24 protein-coding genes and 2 pseudogenes are annotated in these 19,386 nt (G+C 50.2%); 24 read left to right on the forward strand and 2 right to left on the reverse strand.

From position 1 onward, the window contains the following. The first annotated feature begins 377 nt into the window (after positions 1-377). From R6242_RS20115 to R6242_RS20130, 4 genes are all read left to right on the forward strand, one after another. On the forward strand, positions 378-716 hold the full coding sequence (locus tag R6242_RS20115) for a hypothetical protein (RefSeq protein WP_318430325.1): 339 nt from the start codon (positions 378-380) through the stop codon (positions 714-716). A gap of 268 nt (positions 717-984) precedes the next feature. Beyond that, positions 985-1,911, forward strand: coding sequence for a DUF4747 family protein (locus tag R6242_RS20120; protein ID WP_318430327.1), 927 nt, complete (start codon positions 985-987; stop codon positions 1,909-1,911). A gap of 21 nt (positions 1,912-1,932) precedes the next feature. After that, on the forward strand, positions 1,933-2,475 hold the full coding sequence (locus R6242_RS20125; protein WP_318430330.1) for a hypothetical protein: 543 nt from the start codon (positions 1,933-1,935) through the stop codon (positions 2,473-2,475). Positions 2,476-3,050: 575 nt separating this feature from the next. Continuing rightward, positions 3,051-3,710, forward strand: a complete 660-nt coding sequence (locus tag R6242_RS20130) for a hypothetical protein (RefSeq protein ID WP_318430332.1) — start codon at positions 3,051-3,053, stop codon at positions 3,708-3,710. Positions 3,711-3,787: 77 nt separating this feature from the next. On the opposite strand, the gene R6242_RS20135 is transcribed toward R6242_RS20130, so the two are convergent. Together R6242_RS20135 and R6242_RS20140 are read right to left on the reverse strand one after the other, a co-directional pair. Next, positions 3,788-4,819, reverse strand: a complete 1,032-nt coding sequence (locus R6242_RS20135) for a phage portal protein (RefSeq protein ID WP_318430334.1) — start codon at positions 4,817-4,819, stop codon at positions 3,788-3,790. After that, positions 4,820-6,571 carry a terminase ATPase subunit family protein gene (locus R6242_RS20140; protein WP_318430336.1) on the reverse strand — a complete coding sequence of 584 codons (1,752 nt, stop codon included), beginning with the start codon at positions 6,569-6,571 and terminating at the stop codon, positions 4,820-4,822. It lies immediately after the preceding gene. Positions 6,572-6,730: 159 nt separating this feature from the next. On the opposite strand from R6242_RS20140, the gene R6242_RS20145 reads away from it, so the two are divergent. The 20 genes and pseudogenes from R6242_RS20145 (at position 6,731) to R6242_RS20230 (ending at position 19,378) form a co-directional block, all read left to right on the forward strand. Continuing rightward, a complete protein-coding gene (locus R6242_RS20145) occupies positions 6,731-7,519 on the forward strand; it encodes a GPO family capsid scaffolding protein (RefSeq protein WP_318430338.1) in 789 nt (262 codons plus the stop codon). Positions 7,520-7,576: 57 nt separating this feature from the next. Next, on the forward strand, positions 7,577-8,668 hold the full coding sequence (locus R6242_RS20150; RefSeq protein WP_318430340.1) for a phage major capsid protein, P2 family: 1,092 nt from the start codon (positions 7,577-7,579) through the stop codon (positions 8,666-8,668). Next, on the forward strand, positions 8,665-9,330 hold the full coding sequence (gpM, locus tag R6242_RS20155; protein WP_318430342.1) for a phage terminase small subunit: 666 nt from the start codon (positions 8,665-8,667) through the stop codon (positions 9,328-9,330). Before R6242_RS20150 ends, gpM begins: the two co-directional genes overlap by 4 nt. Positions 9,331-9,417: 87 nt before the next feature. Next, a complete protein-coding gene (locus R6242_RS20160) occupies positions 9,418-9,885 on the forward strand; it encodes a head completion/stabilization protein (protein WP_318430344.1) in 468 nt (155 codons plus the stop codon). Beyond that, positions 9,885-10,091 (forward strand): tail protein X, encoded by a 207-nt coding sequence (locus R6242_RS20165; RefSeq protein ID WP_318430346.1) that lies wholly within the window; start codon positions 9,885-9,887, stop codon positions 10,089-10,091. Before R6242_RS20160 ends, R6242_RS20165 begins: the two co-directional genes overlap by 1 nt. A gap of 4 nt (positions 10,092-10,095) precedes the next feature. Next, positions 10,096-10,464, forward strand: coding sequence for a putative holin (locus tag R6242_RS20170; protein ID WP_318430348.1), 369 nt, complete (start codon positions 10,096-10,098; stop codon positions 10,462-10,464). Further along, positions 10,461-10,694, forward strand: a pseudogene (locus tag R6242_RS22335) (phage holin family protein); the annotation flags it as partial. The gene R6242_RS20170 and the pseudogene R6242_RS22335, both read left to right, overlap by 4 nt. Positions 10,695-10,767: 73 nt before the next feature. Further along, entirely contained in the window at positions 10,768-11,235 is a 468-nt protein-coding gene (locus R6242_RS20175) for a D-Ala-D-Ala carboxypeptidase family metallohydrolase (protein ID WP_318430350.1), read from the forward strand. Next, positions 11,232-11,624, forward strand: a pseudogene (locus R6242_RS20180) (hypothetical protein); the annotation flags it as partial. The gene R6242_RS20175 and the pseudogene R6242_RS20180, both read left to right, overlap by 4 nt. Further along, positions 11,548-11,766 (forward strand): Rz1-like lysis system protein LysC, encoded by a 219-nt coding sequence (gene lysC, locus R6242_RS22340; RefSeq protein WP_412100674.1) that lies wholly within the window; start codon positions 11,548-11,550, stop codon positions 11,764-11,766. The pseudogene R6242_RS20180 and the gene lysC, both read left to right, overlap by 77 nt. Further along, the gene (locus tag R6242_RS20185) at positions 11,763-12,224 is read left to right on the forward strand and encodes a phage tail protein (RefSeq protein ID WP_318430354.1); all 462 of its coding nucleotides are present in this window, start codon (positions 11,763-11,765) and stop codon (positions 12,222-12,224) included. Before lysC ends, R6242_RS20185 begins: the two co-directional genes overlap by 4 nt. Then, positions 12,221-12,673, forward strand: a complete 453-nt coding sequence (locus tag R6242_RS20190; protein WP_318430356.1) for a phage virion morphogenesis protein — start codon at positions 12,221-12,223, stop codon at positions 12,671-12,673. Before R6242_RS20185 ends, R6242_RS20190 begins: the two co-directional genes overlap by 4 nt. Positions 12,674-12,738: 65 nt before the next feature. After that, positions 12,739-13,416 carry a phage baseplate assembly protein V gene (locus R6242_RS20195; RefSeq protein ID WP_318430358.1) on the forward strand — a complete coding sequence of 226 codons (678 nt, stop codon included), beginning with the start codon at positions 12,739-12,741 and terminating at the stop codon, positions 13,414-13,416. After that, the gene (locus tag R6242_RS20200) at positions 13,416-13,766 is read left to right on the forward strand and encodes a GPW/gp25 family protein (RefSeq protein ID WP_318430360.1); all 351 of its coding nucleotides are present in this window, start codon (positions 13,416-13,418) and stop codon (positions 13,764-13,766) included. The genes R6242_RS20195 and R6242_RS20200 overlap by 1 nt, the downstream gene beginning before the upstream one ends. A 3-nt stretch (positions 13,767-13,769) precedes the next feature. Then, on the forward strand, positions 13,770-14,669 hold the full coding sequence (locus R6242_RS20205; protein ID WP_318430362.1) for a baseplate J/gp47 family protein: 900 nt from the start codon (positions 13,770-13,772) through the stop codon (positions 14,667-14,669). Then, positions 14,662-15,204: a phage tail protein I gene (locus R6242_RS20210; RefSeq protein ID WP_318430365.1), complete on the forward strand. Its 543-nt coding sequence runs from the start codon at positions 14,662-14,664 to the stop codon at positions 15,202-15,204. Before R6242_RS20205 ends, R6242_RS20210 begins: the two co-directional genes overlap by 8 nt. Positions 15,205-15,206: 2 nt before the next feature. Further along, complete coding sequence (locus R6242_RS20215) at positions 15,207-17,024, forward strand: phage tail protein (RefSeq protein ID WP_318430367.1); 1,818 nt, start codon at positions 15,207-15,209, stop codon at positions 17,022-17,024. Between the two features lie 4 nt (positions 17,025-17,028). Next, positions 17,029-17,589 (forward strand): hypothetical protein, encoded by a 561-nt coding sequence (locus R6242_RS20220; RefSeq protein WP_318430369.1) that lies wholly within the window; start codon positions 17,029-17,031, stop codon positions 17,587-17,589. Between the two features lie 91 nt (positions 17,590-17,680). Further along, positions 17,681-18,856: a phage tail sheath protein gene (locus R6242_RS20225; protein ID WP_412100684.1), complete on the forward strand. Its 1,176-nt coding sequence runs from the start codon at positions 17,681-17,683 to the stop codon at positions 18,854-18,856. 12 nt (positions 18,857-18,868) lie between these two features. Beyond that, positions 18,869-19,378 (forward strand): phage major tail tube protein, encoded by a 510-nt coding sequence (locus R6242_RS20230; protein WP_318430373.1) that lies wholly within the window; start codon positions 18,869-18,871, stop codon positions 19,376-19,378. Positions 19,379-19,386: the final 8 nt, after the last annotated feature.

Genomic DNA, 19,386 nt, shown 5'->3' on the forward strand with positions numbered 1-19,386 from the left:
GAACTCACGACCCTTGATTACTCAAACGCCGCTCTTTCGTACTACCGAGGCGCATGGACAATTCCTCGGACGGGACTTTAACCCGCTAGCTAAATTACTGTTACTGCGAACACCTGACCCCAAGTTTTTCGTTAAGACATCTATTTTCATGGCAAATTCAGGCCAATGCTTACGCTGCATCCTAAGTAATCAATCGCGAACCTGACTCAACAACAAGAAAAAGGTGGAAATCCCCGCTCAATCGGATATAGTATATTGGCATAAAACACTTCAGACTCCGTCCCACAAGGGCTTTAAAGGGGACGCAGCGTTTTTATACACCCAATGTGGTGGTTTTTCTGCCGTTTTAGGGGGCTACATCTTTAGGGGTATCCACAATGGATAAAGCACTTGTGACGAGTCTGGCTCTTGCGTTCATATCAGGAATAACCTTTCTCGCGTACAAACACCCGATAGCTTTTAAGCGCATCTATATCCCCTTGTGCTATCTTTTTTCCGTCTTGTCATTTACGGCGTTTGCTTGGAATTCGGCGATTGTTACTGTACTTTCCACGCTGAAGGCCTTTATCCCTACAGCGCAATCGTCAGCCGCAGCAACGAAAGCGCACGAACTCGATTTCCCTGCGTGGCATTCTTGGGTACTTCTTTGCTTTATCATTTATATGGTGTTCTTGTTGTGGCTTCCGAATTTGTTAGCTGATGACAAAGACAAATAAATAAACCTATGAATAAACCTATGAATAAACCTATGGGGTCAGGTCTTACATTTGACATGAAGCAATCAATTTAATTTGTCTTTGCAAACCACTTTAAATTTTATCTGATGTGAAATGTAAGACCTGACCCCATGCTTCTGCAGGGATATTGAACAGTTTGCTATGCAGGAACTTTTAACTCAAATAAATGAAAATATACTTAGCTCAGTTTGAATTTAATAAAAATACAAAACGAAAACATACAAAGTTAGTTAAGTATAAAGAATGAATGATAGCACCCTCAGTAAATCATCAATTTATCCGCTTTATTTTTACTCAAACAGGAACGAAAATGTCTAGGCTAAGGTCAATCAAAATAGCAGCCCTCAATATTGCAATGCATAACCCCCATTCGCAAAGCCGCTACATTTCATTGTTTCAAGATGCTTCATCAATACAACACTTTGTTCGTCTCGGCACATTACACGCTGCAATGTTAGGGCCACTTGTTTATGAAAATAAAGACGATCCAACTCTAGGGTTCACTGGAGAAATTTATCGCTTTGTAGCTATTGACCCATCTGAACCATGGTTTAATTCAAAGACAAAAGATGCGGCCTCTGAAGATGAAATTAAAGGAGTCAATATACCTGAGCACTTACTCCCTCACTTACAAACCATTCCTTTTCTTTTTAAACCTGATATACACGAATTATGGTTTGTAAGTAAAGATAGAAAACACACCTTTGGCCCTCAACTTGCGGTAAGTTTTTTCACAAAACTTTTTACTGAAGTTTGTCGTATTAAACAGTACCCAATCGTTGAAGTTACAGCGCTTCCTAACATTGAAACACTAAATGAATTATTGACTATTCCGAAACTTGAAAAATTAACTATTGAGTTAAAGAGGCCAAACGCAGATGATGCTGACTCTGATGAAGAACGTTGGATGAAAAAATTACAAAAACAGAAAGCCAGTAAAATGAATGTTGAGTTTGTAGCTTCCCCAGGAGAGTCCATTGTTCCTGATCTAGAAACTAAAACCTTAGCAGGCGTTGCCGCTAGAAATGGTAAGGTCTCCGTTATAGGCCGAACGGCATCTGGCAAACGGGTAGAAGAATCAACGGAGAGTCATCCTTTAGTGCAGACTACTGAGGTTAACCCACAAATTGAAACAGTAATGAGTGTTCTAAAACGCATTGCTAGTTTTGGTTAAAATTACATTAGGAATGTAAATATGTATAACGGAGTTGCAAAGATTTTTAAGCGCTACTGGTGTGCATATGGCGGGTTTAAAGCTCTTCGCTGCTCCCCTTATCTCCATGCTGCTATATTTTTCACGGGATGTACTTGGCATTTTTGGGCTGAGCCGCTGTGGTGGGATCAAGTTACGAGTGTTTTACCGAATTTATTAGGCTTTACACTCGGTGGTTTCGCTATGTTTTTAGGGTTTGGGGACGAAAAGTTTCGCGCAATGTTGGCAGAGAAAGATGAAGACGCTGATCCAAACAACCCTTCTCTTTATGTCAGCTTATGTGCAACATTTGTTCACTTTATTGTCGTCCAAATATTGGCATTATTTGCGGCTTTACTTGCTAAAGCATCATGGTTTTACGTTGCATGGCCTGATCAATTACATACGCTCATGCCATGGTTAAACTTGATTGGTGGAGGCATGGGTTATTTGCTTTTTTTGTATTCTGTAACATCTGTCTTGGCCGCGACTATGCATATGTTTAGAATTGCAACTTGGTATGAAACTCACATGGAGTCAAAGTGATACCTTAAACTCCATTAAAAGACCTCCTCTTGCATGCCGCTGAAAATAGCGGCATGTTTCGTTTGTAAATAACTGGGGTCTGAAAGTTAAATCCGCTTTCTTTGGCTCTAAGAGCATTAAGCATAGTAGGATTTAATTTTGTTCTGACCCCAGTTATTCCTGACCCCAATTATTCTTAGTGCGCAATCGCCCTTGATAAGAGGTATTGCGTACCTTGCAATAACAGGCAAGCAATACGCAAATAGTGCAAGCTTTCATCGGGGCATTTTTTACCGTTTAGGGACATATCTGGAGCGGCTTAAGCCTTGATCATGCAGGTGCATAAAAAATAGTGCGTTAAGTGGGCAGGCGTGGCGGGGTCATGAGGGCGCGCGCTGGGTCGATAGTAAGAGATCCAAAATACTTTCACAAAAAGAAAAAAAGCCAACCATTCTGCTTAGTTAAACGGCATAATCGAAGCTGGTTTTATAATCAGAGAGTCTATTTTCTTACTAAATACTTCAAATATGCTCCTATATGTATTTAAGTAAGGAAGAGCTTAAACTGACCTTATACAAATACTAAAAAGGTAAAAAATGCACTCTGAATATAAAGAAGAATTAAAAAGAAGAATTAAAGAGCACGGCATCTATTCATCGATACTTATGACACTAATCATTTTACTTTCTCTTGGTTTCCCTTCAATAGTTTTTATCTTTGAAGTTTACAAAACTAACACACCATCCTTCATTATAAATTTTAACGATAATGCATGGCACGTTAGAATGGAGGTTATTAAATCTACGGATAACATTAGAGATATAATAAAAGGACCGATAGGCAACAAAAATGAAGGGATAGAATCAAACATACTTTCCCTAAAAGAAGAAATTAAATCATTTTCAAACAAAATTGATTCATTTTCTTCAGAAGTACAAAAAAAACAAGTCCTTCTTCAAGACAGTCATATAAATGGTCAACGTCTTCTGTTTCTATTCTCTGGATTGTTTGTTTTATTTCTTATTAAGCTATTATCAAATCTTTATCGGCATAATGCAAACATCAGAACACACTACACTTCTATGTTAGATGCGCTAATTATTACAAGCTACGGACCGAATGAAGAAAAATTTAATCTTGAATTTTTCCAAAATGCATTAAAAACGGTTACACGAAAAGACTTAATCTTAGGCGAGACAACTAATGTTCTTGAGAAAATACTTACGCGAGAAAAAGTAATAAATGAGAAAAATTAAACGTATTTTTTAATGCTGTGATTTGAATATTTTCTAAAACCAGAGAAGTAAAAGCCCCGCTCACGCGGGGCTTTTACTTAAACGGCTGCTATTGCATAGGGCTTAAACCGGATCACCTCCACCCCCAGCCAGTCATTCAGCTCCTTCATCCGCTCCTGCAATGGCTCAATTTCGTTATAGGCAAACACGGTAGCCGCCTTCTCTACATCACCCAAGCCGCCGGTGTTGTTGGGGATGATGCCCATCAGTTGTGCCGGTACACGGTGGGCGCTTAGCTGGTCGTCACGCGTTACGTTCTTGATGTTCCAGAAGTCGTCCTTGGCCGCTACTTCTGAGATGGGCAAGATCTGCATGCCGTCTTTCTTGCCGCCTGGCGCATACACCATCAGATTTTTAAAATTGCCAGGGCCTTTGCTTTTTTGCAGGGCTTCACGCAAATCGTCGATATAGCTTTCGTTCTGGGCGGCGTCCGTCATGTACAGAATAAAACCGGCATGGCTACCATTTTCAAAATAGCGACGACGAAACAGCGTGGCGGATTCATTGAGCCAAGTTGAATTAAGCGCCGATAGGTATTCAGGCAGGCCGTAAATCTCTTGATTGATATCAGGCTCGAGTAGGTGAAACACCGCCCCCTGCTGGAATTCATACTCTTTGGCATAATCCAGCACCTGATAAAAACCGCCCTCTTTTAGCCCGACGCGCATGTACTTGGCCAGCGCGTGCGTGAGCTTAAGTACCTTGCCGGTGCGGCCGATATTCTTTTCTAAATAGGCATTGCCAAAGATTAGGTAATCCAGCGCAAACTTAGCAAATTCAGTGCGGCTTAATAGTGGGTGTGGAATAAAGGTTTTAAGCAGGATGTTGCGCTTTACCTGAATGGGGCTGGAATGGTGAACGGTGGCGCGGTAGGTTTTGGCTAGGCCATCAAATGACATCGGCGGCTCGTACCATTTGCCGTTGTTGTTGCACTCAAGTAAATCCAATAACTCTCGGCGATCGAGCACGGCGGAAGGCTCGCCAAAAGTAAAGGCAACCGAGCCGCTGGCCGCTGGATTGGGTGCGCTGGCCAGCATGGTTGGTTTAGGTAGATACGGTTTCTTTTTCATTTAGCACATTTCCATAAAGCTGGAATTAGTCGAGTTGGAGCCTTCTAACGGCTCATTGAGTAGCGCATGCATACATGCCCAGGCTAAGTCGGCGTGGCTGACTTCTTCGGAGCGGCTGGCCGTGTAAGTGACTTGCCGCCCGCTGGCCGTCATGGTTTTTTGAATGGCCATAAATGCGGCCGCAAGATCCGTCCAGCCCGCGTCAAACTCCAAGCGCCCTTTGCGGATCACGTCTTGGGCCTTCATGACTAAGCGCGCTTTCATATCCACGCTGTAATTGATGGCCTTAGCTGCTGGGTAGAACTGTTTCACCAGTTGATAAACGCCCTGCCCGATGCCGGTGGTATCGATGCCGATATAGGCCACGTTGTATTGGCTGCAGATTTGCTTAATCCCTTCGGCCTGCGCGGCAAAATCCATGCCTTTCCATTGGCGTTTCTCCAACACGCGAAACTTGCCGCCAGGCACCAGCGGCGGGGCCAGCACGATTAAACCGGCGCTATCCCCTGATAAAGCCGGATCGTAGCCAATCCACACTGGCCAGTAGGCAAAGGGACGCGGGGCAATGGCCTTAAAGTCCTCCCACTTTTCCCAACTATCAACCATGCACTTTTGCAATTCCGCCAGCGGAAAGATGCTGGCGCTATCATCGATAAACTCACACATCAGCAAGTTTTGATAATCGTTGGGGTTATATCGTTTTTTGATCTTGTCCAGATCAAACAGATTACAACCGCCTTCAATCGCGTCTTCTATCGTGACCACTTGCCGCCACTGATCGTCCGCACAGAGGCGGCCTTTGGCGAGGCTGGCCGGTTTGACATCGAGTAGGATGCGGTCGGCTTTGGCGCGGCCTTTATTGAAAGCGTCCCCCGACCAAAACGGGTAAGCATCGTGGTTTAGGCTGGAAGGCGTAGAAAAGTAGGTTTGCCGCCAGTGCGAATGCAGGGCCATACCCGAGGCGACCTTCTGAAGCTCCTGAAAACGTGGAATCCAGAAATACTCATCGACGTATAAATTGCCGGTGTAGCTCTGCGCGGTGCGGGCATTGGTGCCAAGGAAGTACAGCGTTGCGCCATTCGGTAAGACGATGGGATCGCCTTTTAGCTCCAAATCGGCGGCCTCTTTGGCAAAGGTAATGATGTACTGCTTAAACACATGCGCCTGCGCCTTGCTGGCACTTAAAAAGATCTGGTTACGGCCCGTGGTCATCGCATCGAACAGCGCCTCGCGGGCGAAGTACCAGGTGGCACCAATTTGGCGAGACTTTAAGACATTACGAAAGGTGTGTTTCTTGCCTGCATCAAACCAGCCGTGCTGATAGCCAAACAAAGAATCCATAAAGGCTTCTTTGATTAAATCAACGTGCTCATCATTGAAATCGTTCTTAACGGCCTTCTTGCGCTCTGCCTTGTTGCGGCTGGCGATATTGGGGTTGAGGTCGGCTTCATTGCCGCCGCCGGTATATTTATTAATCCTTGCGATACGTTCCATTTGCCGTGAAAGCAAATCAATTTCTTTAAAGTCGATCCCCTCTTTTTTATCCTTATTTAAAAGCAAGATATAGCGTGATTCGAGCGACTCCTCTACGCGCTCGATTAACTTCTTTTTGTCCCACTCATCGCGCCGTTTCCAGCTATGCACCGTGGCGGGTTTTTCGCCTAATGATTCCGCAATTCGTGAAATACGCCAGCCCGACCAATACAGGCGGCGGGCCTCAATACGCGGGTCTTTGATGTTTATATTTTCCATAGCCAAAGGCTAAGGCAATCAAAAGCAGAAGTATTTTGTTGCCTTTTGTGGAATGGCTATTCACAAAAGGCGTGAATTGATGGGGGTTTAATTTGTGTTGATAGTGGGGGCTACCGAGATAAGCCACTTATTCAATTCAAATAAATCGCAGAAGGATATATGAAATATAAATCTTTTCGAGTTGCCACCGAAGGCTCCACCACAGATGGCCGCAAGATCACCCGTGAATGGCTTAGCCAGATGGCCAAGAATTACAACCCTAAGCAATTTGGGGCGCGCATTAATTTAGAACACATCAAGGGCATTTACCCAGATAGCGTGTTTAAGGCCTATGGCGATGTGATTGCTGTATCCGTCAAAGAAGAAGACGGCGCAATGGCGCTATTTGCCACCATCGACCCGACAGCTGATCTGATCAAAATGAATAAAGATCGGCAAAAAGTTTACACCTCTATTGAAGTAGACCCCGACTTTGCAGGCACAGGCGAAGCCTATCTGGTGGGCCTTGCGGTTACAGACAACCCCGCCAGCCTAGGTACAGAGATGCTGCAATTCTCTGCCACTGCCGGCAACAACAGCCCGCTATTTTCTCGTAAAACAAATAAAGCCTGTTTGTTTACTGATGCCATTGAATTTGCGCTCGAAGAAGAGCAAGAGGAAGCCCCTACCGTGTCTATTTTAGATTCAGTTAAAAAAATCTTTGCCAAAAAAGAAATCAAAACCAATCAGCAATTCTCAGATATTCAGCAAGCCATTGAAGCCGTGGCCGAGTATCAAGCCGAAACTGCCGAAGGCCATAGCACGCTTAATAGCCGTATGGATGAATTAAACGCCAGCATGGCCGAATTGCGTGAATTCAAAGCAAAGATTGAAAACGAACCCGCTCATTTATCAGGCAATCGGGATAAAGCCACCGGCGGCACAGCGGCTTTAGAAACAGATTGCTAATTAGGCTATATCTCGCCATTCAATAAAAAATAATGAATATTAAAAAAAGGAAATACTATGCGCAATGAAACGCGAATTGCCTATAACGCTTTTGAAAAAAAAGTCGCACTATTAAACAAGATTGGCGACGCAAATAAAACCTTTACGGTTGATCCATCCGTCCAGCAAAAGCTAGAAAACCGCGTGCAGTTGTCTAGCGCCTTCCTCAGTAAAATCAATATGCCCTCTGTCACCGAGATGGAAGGCGAAAAGCTGGGCCTAGGCATTACCGGCACGATTGCAGGCCGCACCAATACCAAAAAGAACCCGCGTAAACCGCGAGACGTCACTGATTTGAGTTCTGGCCGCTATCGCTGTGTGCAAACCAACTTTGACACCGGCATCAGCTACGCCAAGCTGGATATGTGGGCCAAATTTCCAAACTTCCAAACCAAAATCCGCGACGTGATCGTTCACCAGCAAGCGCTAGATCGAATCATGATCGGTTTTAATGGTGTATCGGTGGCCGAAGACACCGACCGCGAAAAATTCCCACTCTTGCAAGACGTGAACAAAGGCTGGCTCCAGCAATACCGCGACAACGCGCCGATTAATGTGATGGCTGAACATGTACCCGGTTCCGGCAAAATCATCGTCGGTAAAACCAAGGTCAAGGGCGAAGACGACGTCACATGGAAGACTGAAAAAGGCGATTACAACAATCTGGACGCGCTGGTGTTTGATGCGGTGAATACCCTGATTCACCCCGAGTACCGCGAAAACCCTAATTTAGTGGTGATCGTATCCAGCGAAATGCTGGCGGATAAATACTTCCCCAAGATCAATAACGAGCACGCCCCCACTGAAGAAATGGCGCTGGATATGCTGATTAGCCAAAAGCGCATTGGTGGCAAAACCGCCGTCACGGTGCCTTTCTTCCCGAAAGACAAAATAATGATTCAGCTGCTGGCTAATTTGTCGCTGTACTGGCAAGAGGGAGGCCGCCGCCGTCATGTGCGGGAAGAGCCGGACTATGACCAGATTGCCGATTATGAAAGCTCAAACGACGCTTACGTGATTGAAGCCTATGAAGCGGGCTGCTTGATTGAAAACATCGAGCTACTGCCCGAAGAGCGCACGGAAGAAAAACCCGCAGAGGCTGGTAAGTGAGTCCTGCCAAAGCCCACTTGCTACGCATGACGGCGGCTCAGCTATCTAAGCAGAACGGCACTGCCGCCCATGTGAATGCCAGCGGCTACGCGCTGATGTTGCATAAGCTGGCGGGCGACAAGCGACGGCTTAAACAGATCCAGTCCCTTAGCCGCAAGATCGACGCCAAGCGCGAGATGCTGCCCGATTACGCGCCTTGGATCAGCGGGGCTTTATCCGCCCAAGGCGGTGCGCAGGATGAAGTGCTGATGACGGTGATGGTGTGGATGATCGACACCGGCAACTTCACTGACGCGCTGCCGATTGTGCGTTATGCCTTGCAGCATAAGCTGACCTTACCGGATCAGTACCAGCGCACTTTGGCGTGCTTGGTGGTGGAAGAGATGGCCGATACCGCGATGAGCTGGCGCAGTCAGGGCGAATCCATCGAGGTGGCGGGCCTGTTAGAAGTGCTCACCGCGACCCAAAACGAAGATATGCCCGACCAAGTGAAGGCCAAGCTGTTTAAGGCCATCGCTTATGGCTTATCTGAGCAGGACAAACCGGCGGCGGTGGACTACTTCCAGCAAGCCCTCGCGCTTCACGATAAATGCGGCGTTAAAAAGGATCTGGAAAAACTCCAACGCGAAATCAAGAACACAGCAGCCGAACCGGCTAGCTAAACAGGGCGTACCCCGCAGCAAGAGGCAGGGGGAGGCGAAGCCTTTTAAGGTTCTTTCAAATCCCCCTCCACCTCTTAAGGACAGATCATGGGATTTATTGCAGCACAAAAAAGCGGTGAAAGCTTAGAACCGCTGATTAAAAACAGCGGTTTCTGGCCTGATATCGATATCGCCGACGCGCACTTAGTATTACGCATCGATGGCACCGTCACCGAGCTAAGGCTAAGAATGGCGCTGATTGCAGCAATGGCCAGCGCCAATCAAGACCTGCGCAAATTCAAAGCCAGGCATCTGGCCGATGGCATCCAGAACTTGGCCGAGGTGGAAAGCGAAACACTGGATTGTCAGAGCGTATTAGTCAGCCATTACATCCGCGCCGTGTACTGCTTAGCCAGGGCAAACCTGATCGAGCGCTACCGCGATTTTGACAGCACCGGCGACGGCCATGATAAGGCGGATCAGTTGCTTGACCCTATCGAAGACCTACGCCGCGACGCACGTTGGGCCATTCGGGATTTACTTGGCTCAAACCGCGCCAGTGTCGAGCTGATCTGATGCAGGTTATAGCCAAGCAAGGCGACACGCTGGATGACATTTGCTGGCGTATTTACGGCAAAACCGCAGGCATCACCGAAGCGGCGCTGGCCGCCAATCACCGGCTGGCAGATCTGGGGCCACTGATTCCCATGGGAACCTTGATCGAGCTGCCCGATGCCATCCCGCCCGAATCCAAAAAAACCATTATTCAACTTTGGGACTAAACCAATGACCGAACCACTCACCGGCACCGCCGCCTCTTTCACCGTCTTTTTACTCACCATTGTGGGGCTATTTTCAGGGATTCACGCCGACGTACTGATGGGCAGTTTTGCGGGAGCGGTGGTGTTTATCATGACCGCACAAAAGCTCAGCGTTTTACAGAAGATTATTTTCTTTCTAACCGCGTTTGTGGCCGGGTGTGTTGCCGCCAAACTGGTGGCGGATCTGATCGCCATCCCCCTGCCCGCTTCGATTGTAGTCAGCGAAGGCATCGGCGCACTAATCGCTGGGGCCATCAGTATGAAGCTTTTGCAATGGCTGATTGTGCGGGCCGAACACCCCGAGAATTTACTCAATATCGGGGGCAAGAAATGAATCTCTATTTACTGATCAGCGTGCTGGCCAGCCTCTTTGCGGCGCTCAGCATTGCCCTATTCAATCGAAACAGCAAAGCCCATAGGCTAGGCATTTGTATTTTTGCTTATGGCTTAACCGTCTATTACGGCCTCACCGCTATTCGCCTGCTGATGGGCATCACCCCCGCCAGTCCCACACACAGCTTTTTGCTGCTGTTTAGCGGCGTTTATTTCTGCTTTAAGCGCGGCAACGTCAGCGACGCATTTACAGCTTGGGCATGGCCCTTTAAGAAATTATTTAATATCAATAAGGAGCAACACATTGAACACATCGAGCCGCCTCTCCCCGAACTTCAGCCTGCGCGAATTTATCGCCAGCACAACCGCCGCCCGCCTCAAAATCGACAACAGCCTGCCCGACGCTCTAAAAGACAACGCGACCCACACCTGCGAGCAATTAGAAAAAGTGCGGCGGCTACTCGACAATCATCCGGTCGTTATCACTAGCGGCTGGCGTGCTCCTGCATTAAACAAGGCGGTAGGCGGCAGTGCAGGCAGCGATCACGCCAAGGCCCGCGCAGTAGATATCCGCTGCCCGAAGTTTGGCACGGCCAGAACGATTGCCAGGGTATTGGCCGCCTCTAACATCGAGTTCGATCAATTGATTTTAGAGTCCCCCAATACGTACAGCGCTTGGGTGCATATTGGCTTTCGTAAAGGGGCCAACCGGCGGCAAGTGCTGACCAAGTTTGCAGGCGATAAAACCTATTACGCAGGGTTGAAATCATGAGTTTTTCTAAAATACCGTTCATTGCCTTATTAATCATACTGATTGGCGTAATTGCAAATAATGCGTCCCATCGCTACAAAATGAACGCGCTACGTATGGAGCTGGAAGCCAGCCAACAAGAAGCTGCCATCAATTCGGCCCTTTTACAAAATATGCACAAGGTCAACCAAGCAAACGATATGGCACAGGCCGACTTACGCAGCAGCCTTGAAAGCGTCAACACCGCCCTCCTTAAAAACAAACGCGCGATGGAGCAACTTAAAAATGAAAGCAAAGAAGTCAGGGATTGGGCTGATACTCGCCTGCCTGCTGATGTTGTCCGCTTGCGCCAGCGCCCCGAAATCGCCAGCGGTGCAGCTTATCAAGATTGGCTGTCCCGCCGTCATAGCCTGCCGCCTGCCAGCGAGCCAAGCCCAAACCAACGGCGAGCTAAATCAAGCGATTGAGGATCTGGAAGCCGCGTGGCATAGCTGCGCGGCGCAGGTCGATATGGTGCTTAAATGCCAGCAAGCCGCTAAGGCACCCCCATGATTAAGCCCGCCAGCCTGCGCGAATACCTTTCTGCCACCGTGCGCCACCTCGCCAACAATCCCGACAAACTGTCTATTTTTATTGATGAAGGCAATCTGATTGCCACGGCGGGCAAGTCGCTTTCATTTGAGTATCAATACACGCTCAACGCCATCATCCAAGATTACGCCGACCACCCCGACACGATCATGGTGCCGGTGCTGGCTTGGGTTAGCAGCAATCAGCCCGAGCTTTTTAGCAATGTAGACAAGCGCCAGAATGGTATTAGCTTTGAAGCGGATATCTTGAATCACGACACCATCGACCTTTCGATTAAGATCAATTTAACCGAACGCGTAGTGGTGCGAGAGGTAGACGGCAAGCCCATCATCACCCATTACGGCGAGCCGCCGCTGGATGCATACGCGGGCAAAGATTGGGCTTTATTCCTGCGCGATCAGCCGTGGCCAAGCCCATGAGTGAAAATTTTAAGGAACTGGAAGGCTGGGCGGCGGGCTTGCTTGGCAATCTGGACGCCAAAGCATTACGCCGCATGAATAAGAAACTGGCAATGGAATTACGCAAACGCCAGCAAGCGCATATCGCCGCCCAGCAGAACCCCGACGGCACACCCTACGCCCCGCGGCTGCCTCAGCAGCGTAAAAAGAAAGGACGCATTAAAAGGCAGATGTTTGCCAAGCTGCGTACCGCCCGCCACCTAAAAACCCAAAGCAGCGACACCGGCGCGGTGGTTCGCTTCTCACCCAGCACGGCCCGCATTGCGCAAATCCATCAATTTGGCTTATCTGGCCGCGTCAATAAAACGGGCACCATCAAACACAAATACGCCGCCCGCGTATTGCTAGGCTTTAACAATAAAGACAACGCCTACATTCTTGACTTAATCACCCAGCAAATCGGCAAGTAATGTAAAAGCCCGCCTCACACCCGCCAGCGCGTGAACATCGCGCACTGGCGCGGCACTATGGCGCAATGAATCAAACAGCCGAACATTCCCGAATTTTAGAAAGCCTGATCCGCATCGGCACCGTGGCCGAAGTGGATTACACCCGCGCCCTTTGCCGTGTGCAAAGCGGTGAGCTGCTGACCGATTGGCTGCCGTGGCTTACTGCCAAGGCGGGCAAGGTGCGCATCTGGAACCCGCCCAGCGTCGGCGAGCAAGTTGTTCTATTTAGCCAATCGGGCGAAGTGGGCGCGGGTGTGCTTTTACCTGGGCTATTTTCAGACGCCTTTGCCCCGCCCAGCCATGATGCCAGCGTTTCCTGCATCGCTTTTCCAGATGGGGCGCTCGTCAGTTACAACCATGCAAGCGGCGCACTCAGCGCTACCGGTATTCAAACCGCCATCATTCAAGCTTCTGTAAAAATCACTGCCGACTGCCCAGAAACCGAAACCACCGGCAACCTCACCGTCGGCGGGAATCTGAGCGTCAAAGGCGACAGCGACTTTGAAGGCAAAGCCGCCGTCATGGGTGCGTTTAGCTACGCCGCAGGCATGAGCGGCACGGGTGGCGAGAGTGGCGGCGCAACGACGATCACCGGCCCGATTAACCAAAGCGGCGGCGCAATCACCAGCAATGGCGTGGTTTTGGATTCTCATACTCACAGCGGCGTAGAACGCGGCGGTAGCAGCACCGGCGGGCCAAGCTAATGGCGGGCCTAAACAAACACAGCGGCCATTCGATTGATGATCTGGCCCATATCCAGCAATCGGTGGCCGATGTGCTCACCACCCCGCTGGGTAGCCGCTTAATGCGCCGCGACTATGGCTCTGAAATCCCCGCGCTGATCGATCAGCCTTTAAACGGGGCCACTCGCTTACGCCTGATGGCCGCCACCGCCAGCGCGCTTAAAAAGTGGGAGCCGCGTATCCGCGCCCAGCGCGTCAATTTAGAGCTGGGCCAGCAACACGGCGCACTCAGCGTCACGCTGGAAGCCGAGCGCATTGATGGCCCACGCGGCCAGCAGCCGGTGGCGCTTTCTATTCCTCTGCGAGCCTAAGCCATGAAAAGCCAAGAAGTAGACCTCTCCCGCCTGCCCCCGCCTAAGCTGATCGAGGCGCTGGATTTTGAAACGATTTTTAAGGAGCGCAAAGCGGCGCTGCTGGCGCTCTACCCCGATGCAGCCGCCGTGCTTAAGCTGGAATCTGAACCGCTCACCAAGCTACTGCAAGAAAACGCTTACCGTGAAGTAATCCAGCGGCAACGCATCAACGAGCGCGGCGCGGCCTGCATGTTGGCATTTAGCCAGGGAAGCGATTTAGATCATCTGGTGGCTAATTTTAACGTCCAGCGCTTTGTCATTACGCCCGCCAATCCAAACGCAGTGCCGCCCACCGATGCGGTTTTAGAATCTGATGATTCACTCCGCGCACGCGGCCAGCGGGCTTTTGAAGGCTTAAGCGTGGCGGGGCCAAGATCAGCCTATATCTTTCATGCTTTATCGGCTGACGCCCGCGTGGCCGACGCCAGTGCCATCAGCCCCGAACCCTGCGAAGTGGTCGTCAGTGTGCTGGCGAATGATGGCGACGGCAGCGCACCTGCTGATCTGCTGACTAAAGTCAGGCTGCTGCTATCGGGTGAAGATGTGCGCCCCGTGGGCGACCGGCTCAGCGTGCAGTCGGCCAAGATCGTTAATTACGCCGTCACTGCCGTTTTATATCTTTATCAAGGCCCAGAAAAAGGCCCGATTTTAGAGGCCGCTCACGCCCAGCTTAAAAAGTACATCAGCACCCAGCGCCGCATGGGCCGCGATATTCGCCAATCAGCCATCTTTGCCGCGTTGCATGTAGAAGGCGTGCAGCGAGTCGAACTCGTGTCGCCGGCTAAAGACGTGGTGCTTGATGAAACCCAAGCCGCGCACTGCACCGCAACCGAGATCAGCGTTGGCGGCATCGATGACTAAATCCTTATTGCCTTCTGGCTCTAGCAAGCTAGAACGCGCCATCGCCCAAAGCTGCCAATCAGGCCAAGAGTTACCCATTTTACTGGCGGCGCTTTGGAATGCCGACACCTGCCCCAAGGCAGCGCTGCCTTATCTGGCGTGGGCGTTTTCAGTAGACCGATGGGATGAGAGATGGCCAGAAGAAACCCAGCGGGAAGTCATCCGCCAATCGTTCTTTGTGCATCAGCACAAGGGCACCATCGGCGCATTAAAACGCATCGTCGAGCCGCTGGGCTATCGCTTGGAGATCACCGAATGGTGGGAAGAGCAGCCACTTGGCCCGCGTGGCACTTTCAAACTCGAAGTCAAAACCATAGACCACGGCATTACCGAAGAAACCCAGATCGAGCTGAATTACTTAATTGACGAAGCCAAGCCGCTATCGCGCCATCTGCTTGAAATGAATATCAGCGTCGAGCCACGCGGCTTGATCTATATCGGCGTCGGCCAATACCAAGGCGAAGTCATTAACATTTACCCCAAGGCAGTCGTATAACCATGAGCCAACAATACTTTGCAATCCTCACCACCTATGGCGCGGCGCAAATTGCCGAGGCCACAGCCCAAAACAAAACCATCCATATTGAAGCAATGGCCGTAGGCGATGGCAACGGCAAAGACACCTCCCCCGATGAAAACCAGACTCAGCTGGTCAAAGAGAATTACCGCAGCAATTTGAACTCGCTCAAATCTGAAGCGGGCAAAAACACCGTGATTGCCGAACTCATCATTAAAGAAAATATTGGTGGCTGGTGGATTCGGGAAATGGGCCTGTATGACGACAAAGGCGGCTTAATCGCCGTGGCCAACTGCCCCGCCAGCTACAAGCCACAATTAGAAGAAGGCTCGGGCAAGGTGCAAACCCTGCGCATGGTGTTTGTTGTCAGTAACACCGCCGCCGTCACAATCAGCGTTAGCCAGGATATTGGTATCGCCAGCATTGAGTTGGTCGAAGAAACCATGAAGCAGCATATTGCTGATGACGACCCGCATTCAAAAGATTATTACAATAAAAAAATCACCGATAAAACCAACGCCGACTTAAGGCAAGACCTCAGCGACACCGCACAGCAAGAAGCCAACCGTGGCCGAGATGAAGCCATCCAGCACGCGGATAAAACCGACGCAGCACACGTCCAAGCAGAAGACCCGCACCCGCAATACACCACAGAAGGGGAAACAAAGGGCCTGATTCAAGAGCACGTCCAAGCGCCTAACCCGCACGGCGAGCGCTACTACCTAAAAGATGAAACAAATGGCGTAGTGAATGAGGTAATGCAAGCCCATCAAAATGCGCCAGACCCTCACCCCCAGTACACAACAGATGAAGAAGTACGCGCTATTGCTACTAATCTTCACGCATTACGCGTCAACTCACAAACAGGCACTGGATCATTTGAAAATCAAATGAACACCAGTGCGCCTATTTTTGTGGATGCCTCAGTTGCTGAAGGGAATCATTTTAGCCCTGCACTAAAGCAGTACTCCGCAGGGGATGGGGGCTATGGTACTCAGGCCACTTTTGGGACTTACCGATATGGGGGAACCACCTTTCCGGCGGCAGCCATTGCGCTTGCTTACGACAATGGGCATGAAAATCATTGGTTATTTGGCCCGGATGGCTCTCTCGCTTCAAGATCATTCAAAGTGCTGGACGTTACCACTGCAATTGCAGCCGCCTGGACTGACTTTAACGGCGTTTCCTCTTTAATTCGCTGGAACGCTTATAGAGATAACCATGTGATCTTTGATGCAAGCAGTGGCATATCCCCTAGTGGCGGAGGAGTTAGCGTGGCCAATGCCACCGAACCTTGGAGAGAAGCCTTCCCCGTTTTAATGGGCTGGAATGGTGAGAATACCCATGGTGTTCGTGTTGACTCATGCCGAACGGCTGACAAGCTGCTCGATGGCTCTTTCGGCGTGCCAACCGGCGTCCCGCTCCCATGGCCCAGCAACACCCCGCCCGCTGGCTGGATTTTTTTACAGGGCCAAGGTATTAATCCAGCCGAAGCGCCTATCCTCGCTTCGCTCTATGGCGCAACCCTGCCCGACCTGCGCGGCATGTATATCTCAGGCTGGGACGCGGGGCGCGGTATTGATCCGGGGCGGAGTGTTTTGAGCTATCAGGCCGCCAATGTGGGCGAACACCAACATACGGTGCCTTTTGATGATGGCGGCTGGCTGCCTTACTCAGGTGGCGGGGGCCAGCCTGGCGTTAACTATGTGCGAACCCAGCCCAGAGCCACGGTCGATGGGCCAACAGGCCGAACACACCCAGACAATATTGCCTTCAATTACATCGTGCGGTGGGGATAATCCAATGCTTAAAAATACAATCAAACCAGACAACACCCACCCAGCACCGCAGCCAGAAACACTTCCCGCGCAGCCGGTTTCCTTCGATAAAGACGGCTTTGCCAGTCATGACGGCATCGTGCCTTGTTACTGCCATGACACCCACACGCTCGAATACATCGGCAAGGCTGAAATGTGGGTTTCAAAATATTGCGGCTTGCCTGCCGGTGCGGTGCTGGATGCGCCTAAACTCAGGCCCGCTAAAAACAAGGCCATCATTCGGAATACTGCCGAGCAGCAATGGGCGCTGATTGAGGATAATCGGGGGGCGGTGGTTTACCGTATCGCTGACGGTGCGCGAGTTATCTTCAGCGACTTAGGCCCGCTATCCGCTGATTACACCCGCCTTGAATACTTTGAAGGCGCGGTATGGAACGGTAAAAAATGGATCATGGGCGCTCAGCCCTTGCCGTTGATTTTAGACCCACCTGCTGCCATCGCTGACGATCCATTGCTCGCCTTAAATGAGAAAGTCGAACGACTTGAAAGCTTATTGGCTCAGGTTTTAAGTGAAACGCCCGCCTAAGCTGTGTCGTTCAAGGCTTCACAATCCCCAGTGAAAGCCAAGTAAAACAGAATCGCCCATGATGGCCAGGTCAATTCAAACCGAGGAAATCATGGGCGATTCATTCCACCATGGTGTGCGCGTTCTCGAAGTTAACGAAGGCACGCGCACCATTCAAACCATTAGCACCGCTGTCATTGGTGCGGTCTGCACGGCATCTGATGCCGACAAAGACTTCTTCCCGCTCAATCAAGCCGTACTGATTACCAACGTACAAAAAGCCATTGGTAAAGCAGGCACAAAAGGCACGCTGCTACGCACTTTACGCGCCATCTCCAAACAAACCAGCCCGATTATTGTGATGGTGCGGGTAGAAGAAGGCGTAGACGAAAAAGAAACTGAAAAGAACATCATCGGCGGCACGGATGAACAGGGCCGCTTCACCGGCTTGCAAGCGTTGCTATCAGCTAACAGCACCGTCCACGTTAAGCCGCGCATCTTAGGCGTGCCAGGCTATGACACTTTGCTGGTCGCCAACGAGCTGGCAACGATCTGCCAGAAGCTACGCGCCTTTGCTTACATCAGCGCACGCGGCTGCAATAGCTTAGAAACCGCCCTTGAGTATCGAGAAAACTTCGGCCAGCGCGAGCTGATGCTGATCTGGCCAGACTTTAGCAATCCTCTGTTTGATGGCAAAGGCGATCAAGGCTTAGATCTGGCCGTGGCCTACGCGATGGGCTTACGCGCCAAGATCGACAAAGAAATCGGCTGGCACAAAACCCTTTCTAATGTGGTGATTAACGGCGTCACCGGCTTAAGCCAAGACGTGTTCTGGGACTTGCAAGACCCTGATACCGATGCAGGCTTACTAAATGCCGCCGACCTCACCACGCTGGTGCGCGCCAAAGGCTATATTTTTTGGGGCAGCCACACCCTTAGCGCCGACCCACTGTTCAAGTTTGAAAGCTACACCCGCACCGCCCAAGTGCTGGCCGATACGATGGCCGAGGCGCATATGTGGGCGGTTGATAAGCCGATGACGCCTAGCCTTGCCAAGGATATTTTAGAAGGGCTGAACGCCAAAGGCCGCGCCTTAGTGTCTGGCGGTTATTTGATGGGCTTCAATGCCTGGCTAGATATTGACGCCAACGATAAGGAAGCCCTTAAGGCGGGCAAGTTAACCATTGATTACGACTACACGCCGATGCCACCGCTGGAAGACCTGACCTTTATCCAGCGCATTACCGACAAATACCTGATGGACTTTGCCGCCAACGTAGGCCGCTAAAGGGAGAACAGCATGGCATTACCCCGTAAGTTAAAACTGTTTAATTTATTCCTCAATGGAGAAAACTTTGTTGGGCAAGTAACGGAAGTCACCCTGCCCAAGCTCAGCCGCAAGATGGAAGAGTACCGAGGCGGCGGCATGAGCGGCCCGATTGATATTGATCTGGGAATGGAAAAACTCGAAATGGAGTTCACCTGCGGCGGCATGATGCGCGAGATTCTGCTCAGCTTTGGCGCGGCCACCCACGACGCCGAGCTGCTGCGCTTTGCTGGTGCTTACCAGCGGGAAGAGTCGGAAGAAGTGGACGCGGTGGAAGTTACCGTGCGCGGTCGTCACAAAGAAATCGATATGGGCGGCGCAAAGCCTGGCGACGATACCGAGTTCAAAGTCTCCAGCACTTTAAGCTATTACAAGTTTGAAATGAACGGCGAAATGCTGATCGAAATTGATCTGGTCAACATGATTGAAACCATCGGTAGCACCGACCGCCTCGCCAAATTCCGTGCCGCGATTGGCCTGTAAACCTAGGA

The sequence above is a fragment of the Iodobacter sp. CM08 genome (assembly GCF_033446605.1).
In the GTDB taxonomy this organism is placed as follows: Bacteria; Pseudomonadota; Gammaproteobacteria; order Burkholderiales; family Chitinibacteraceae; genus Iodobacter.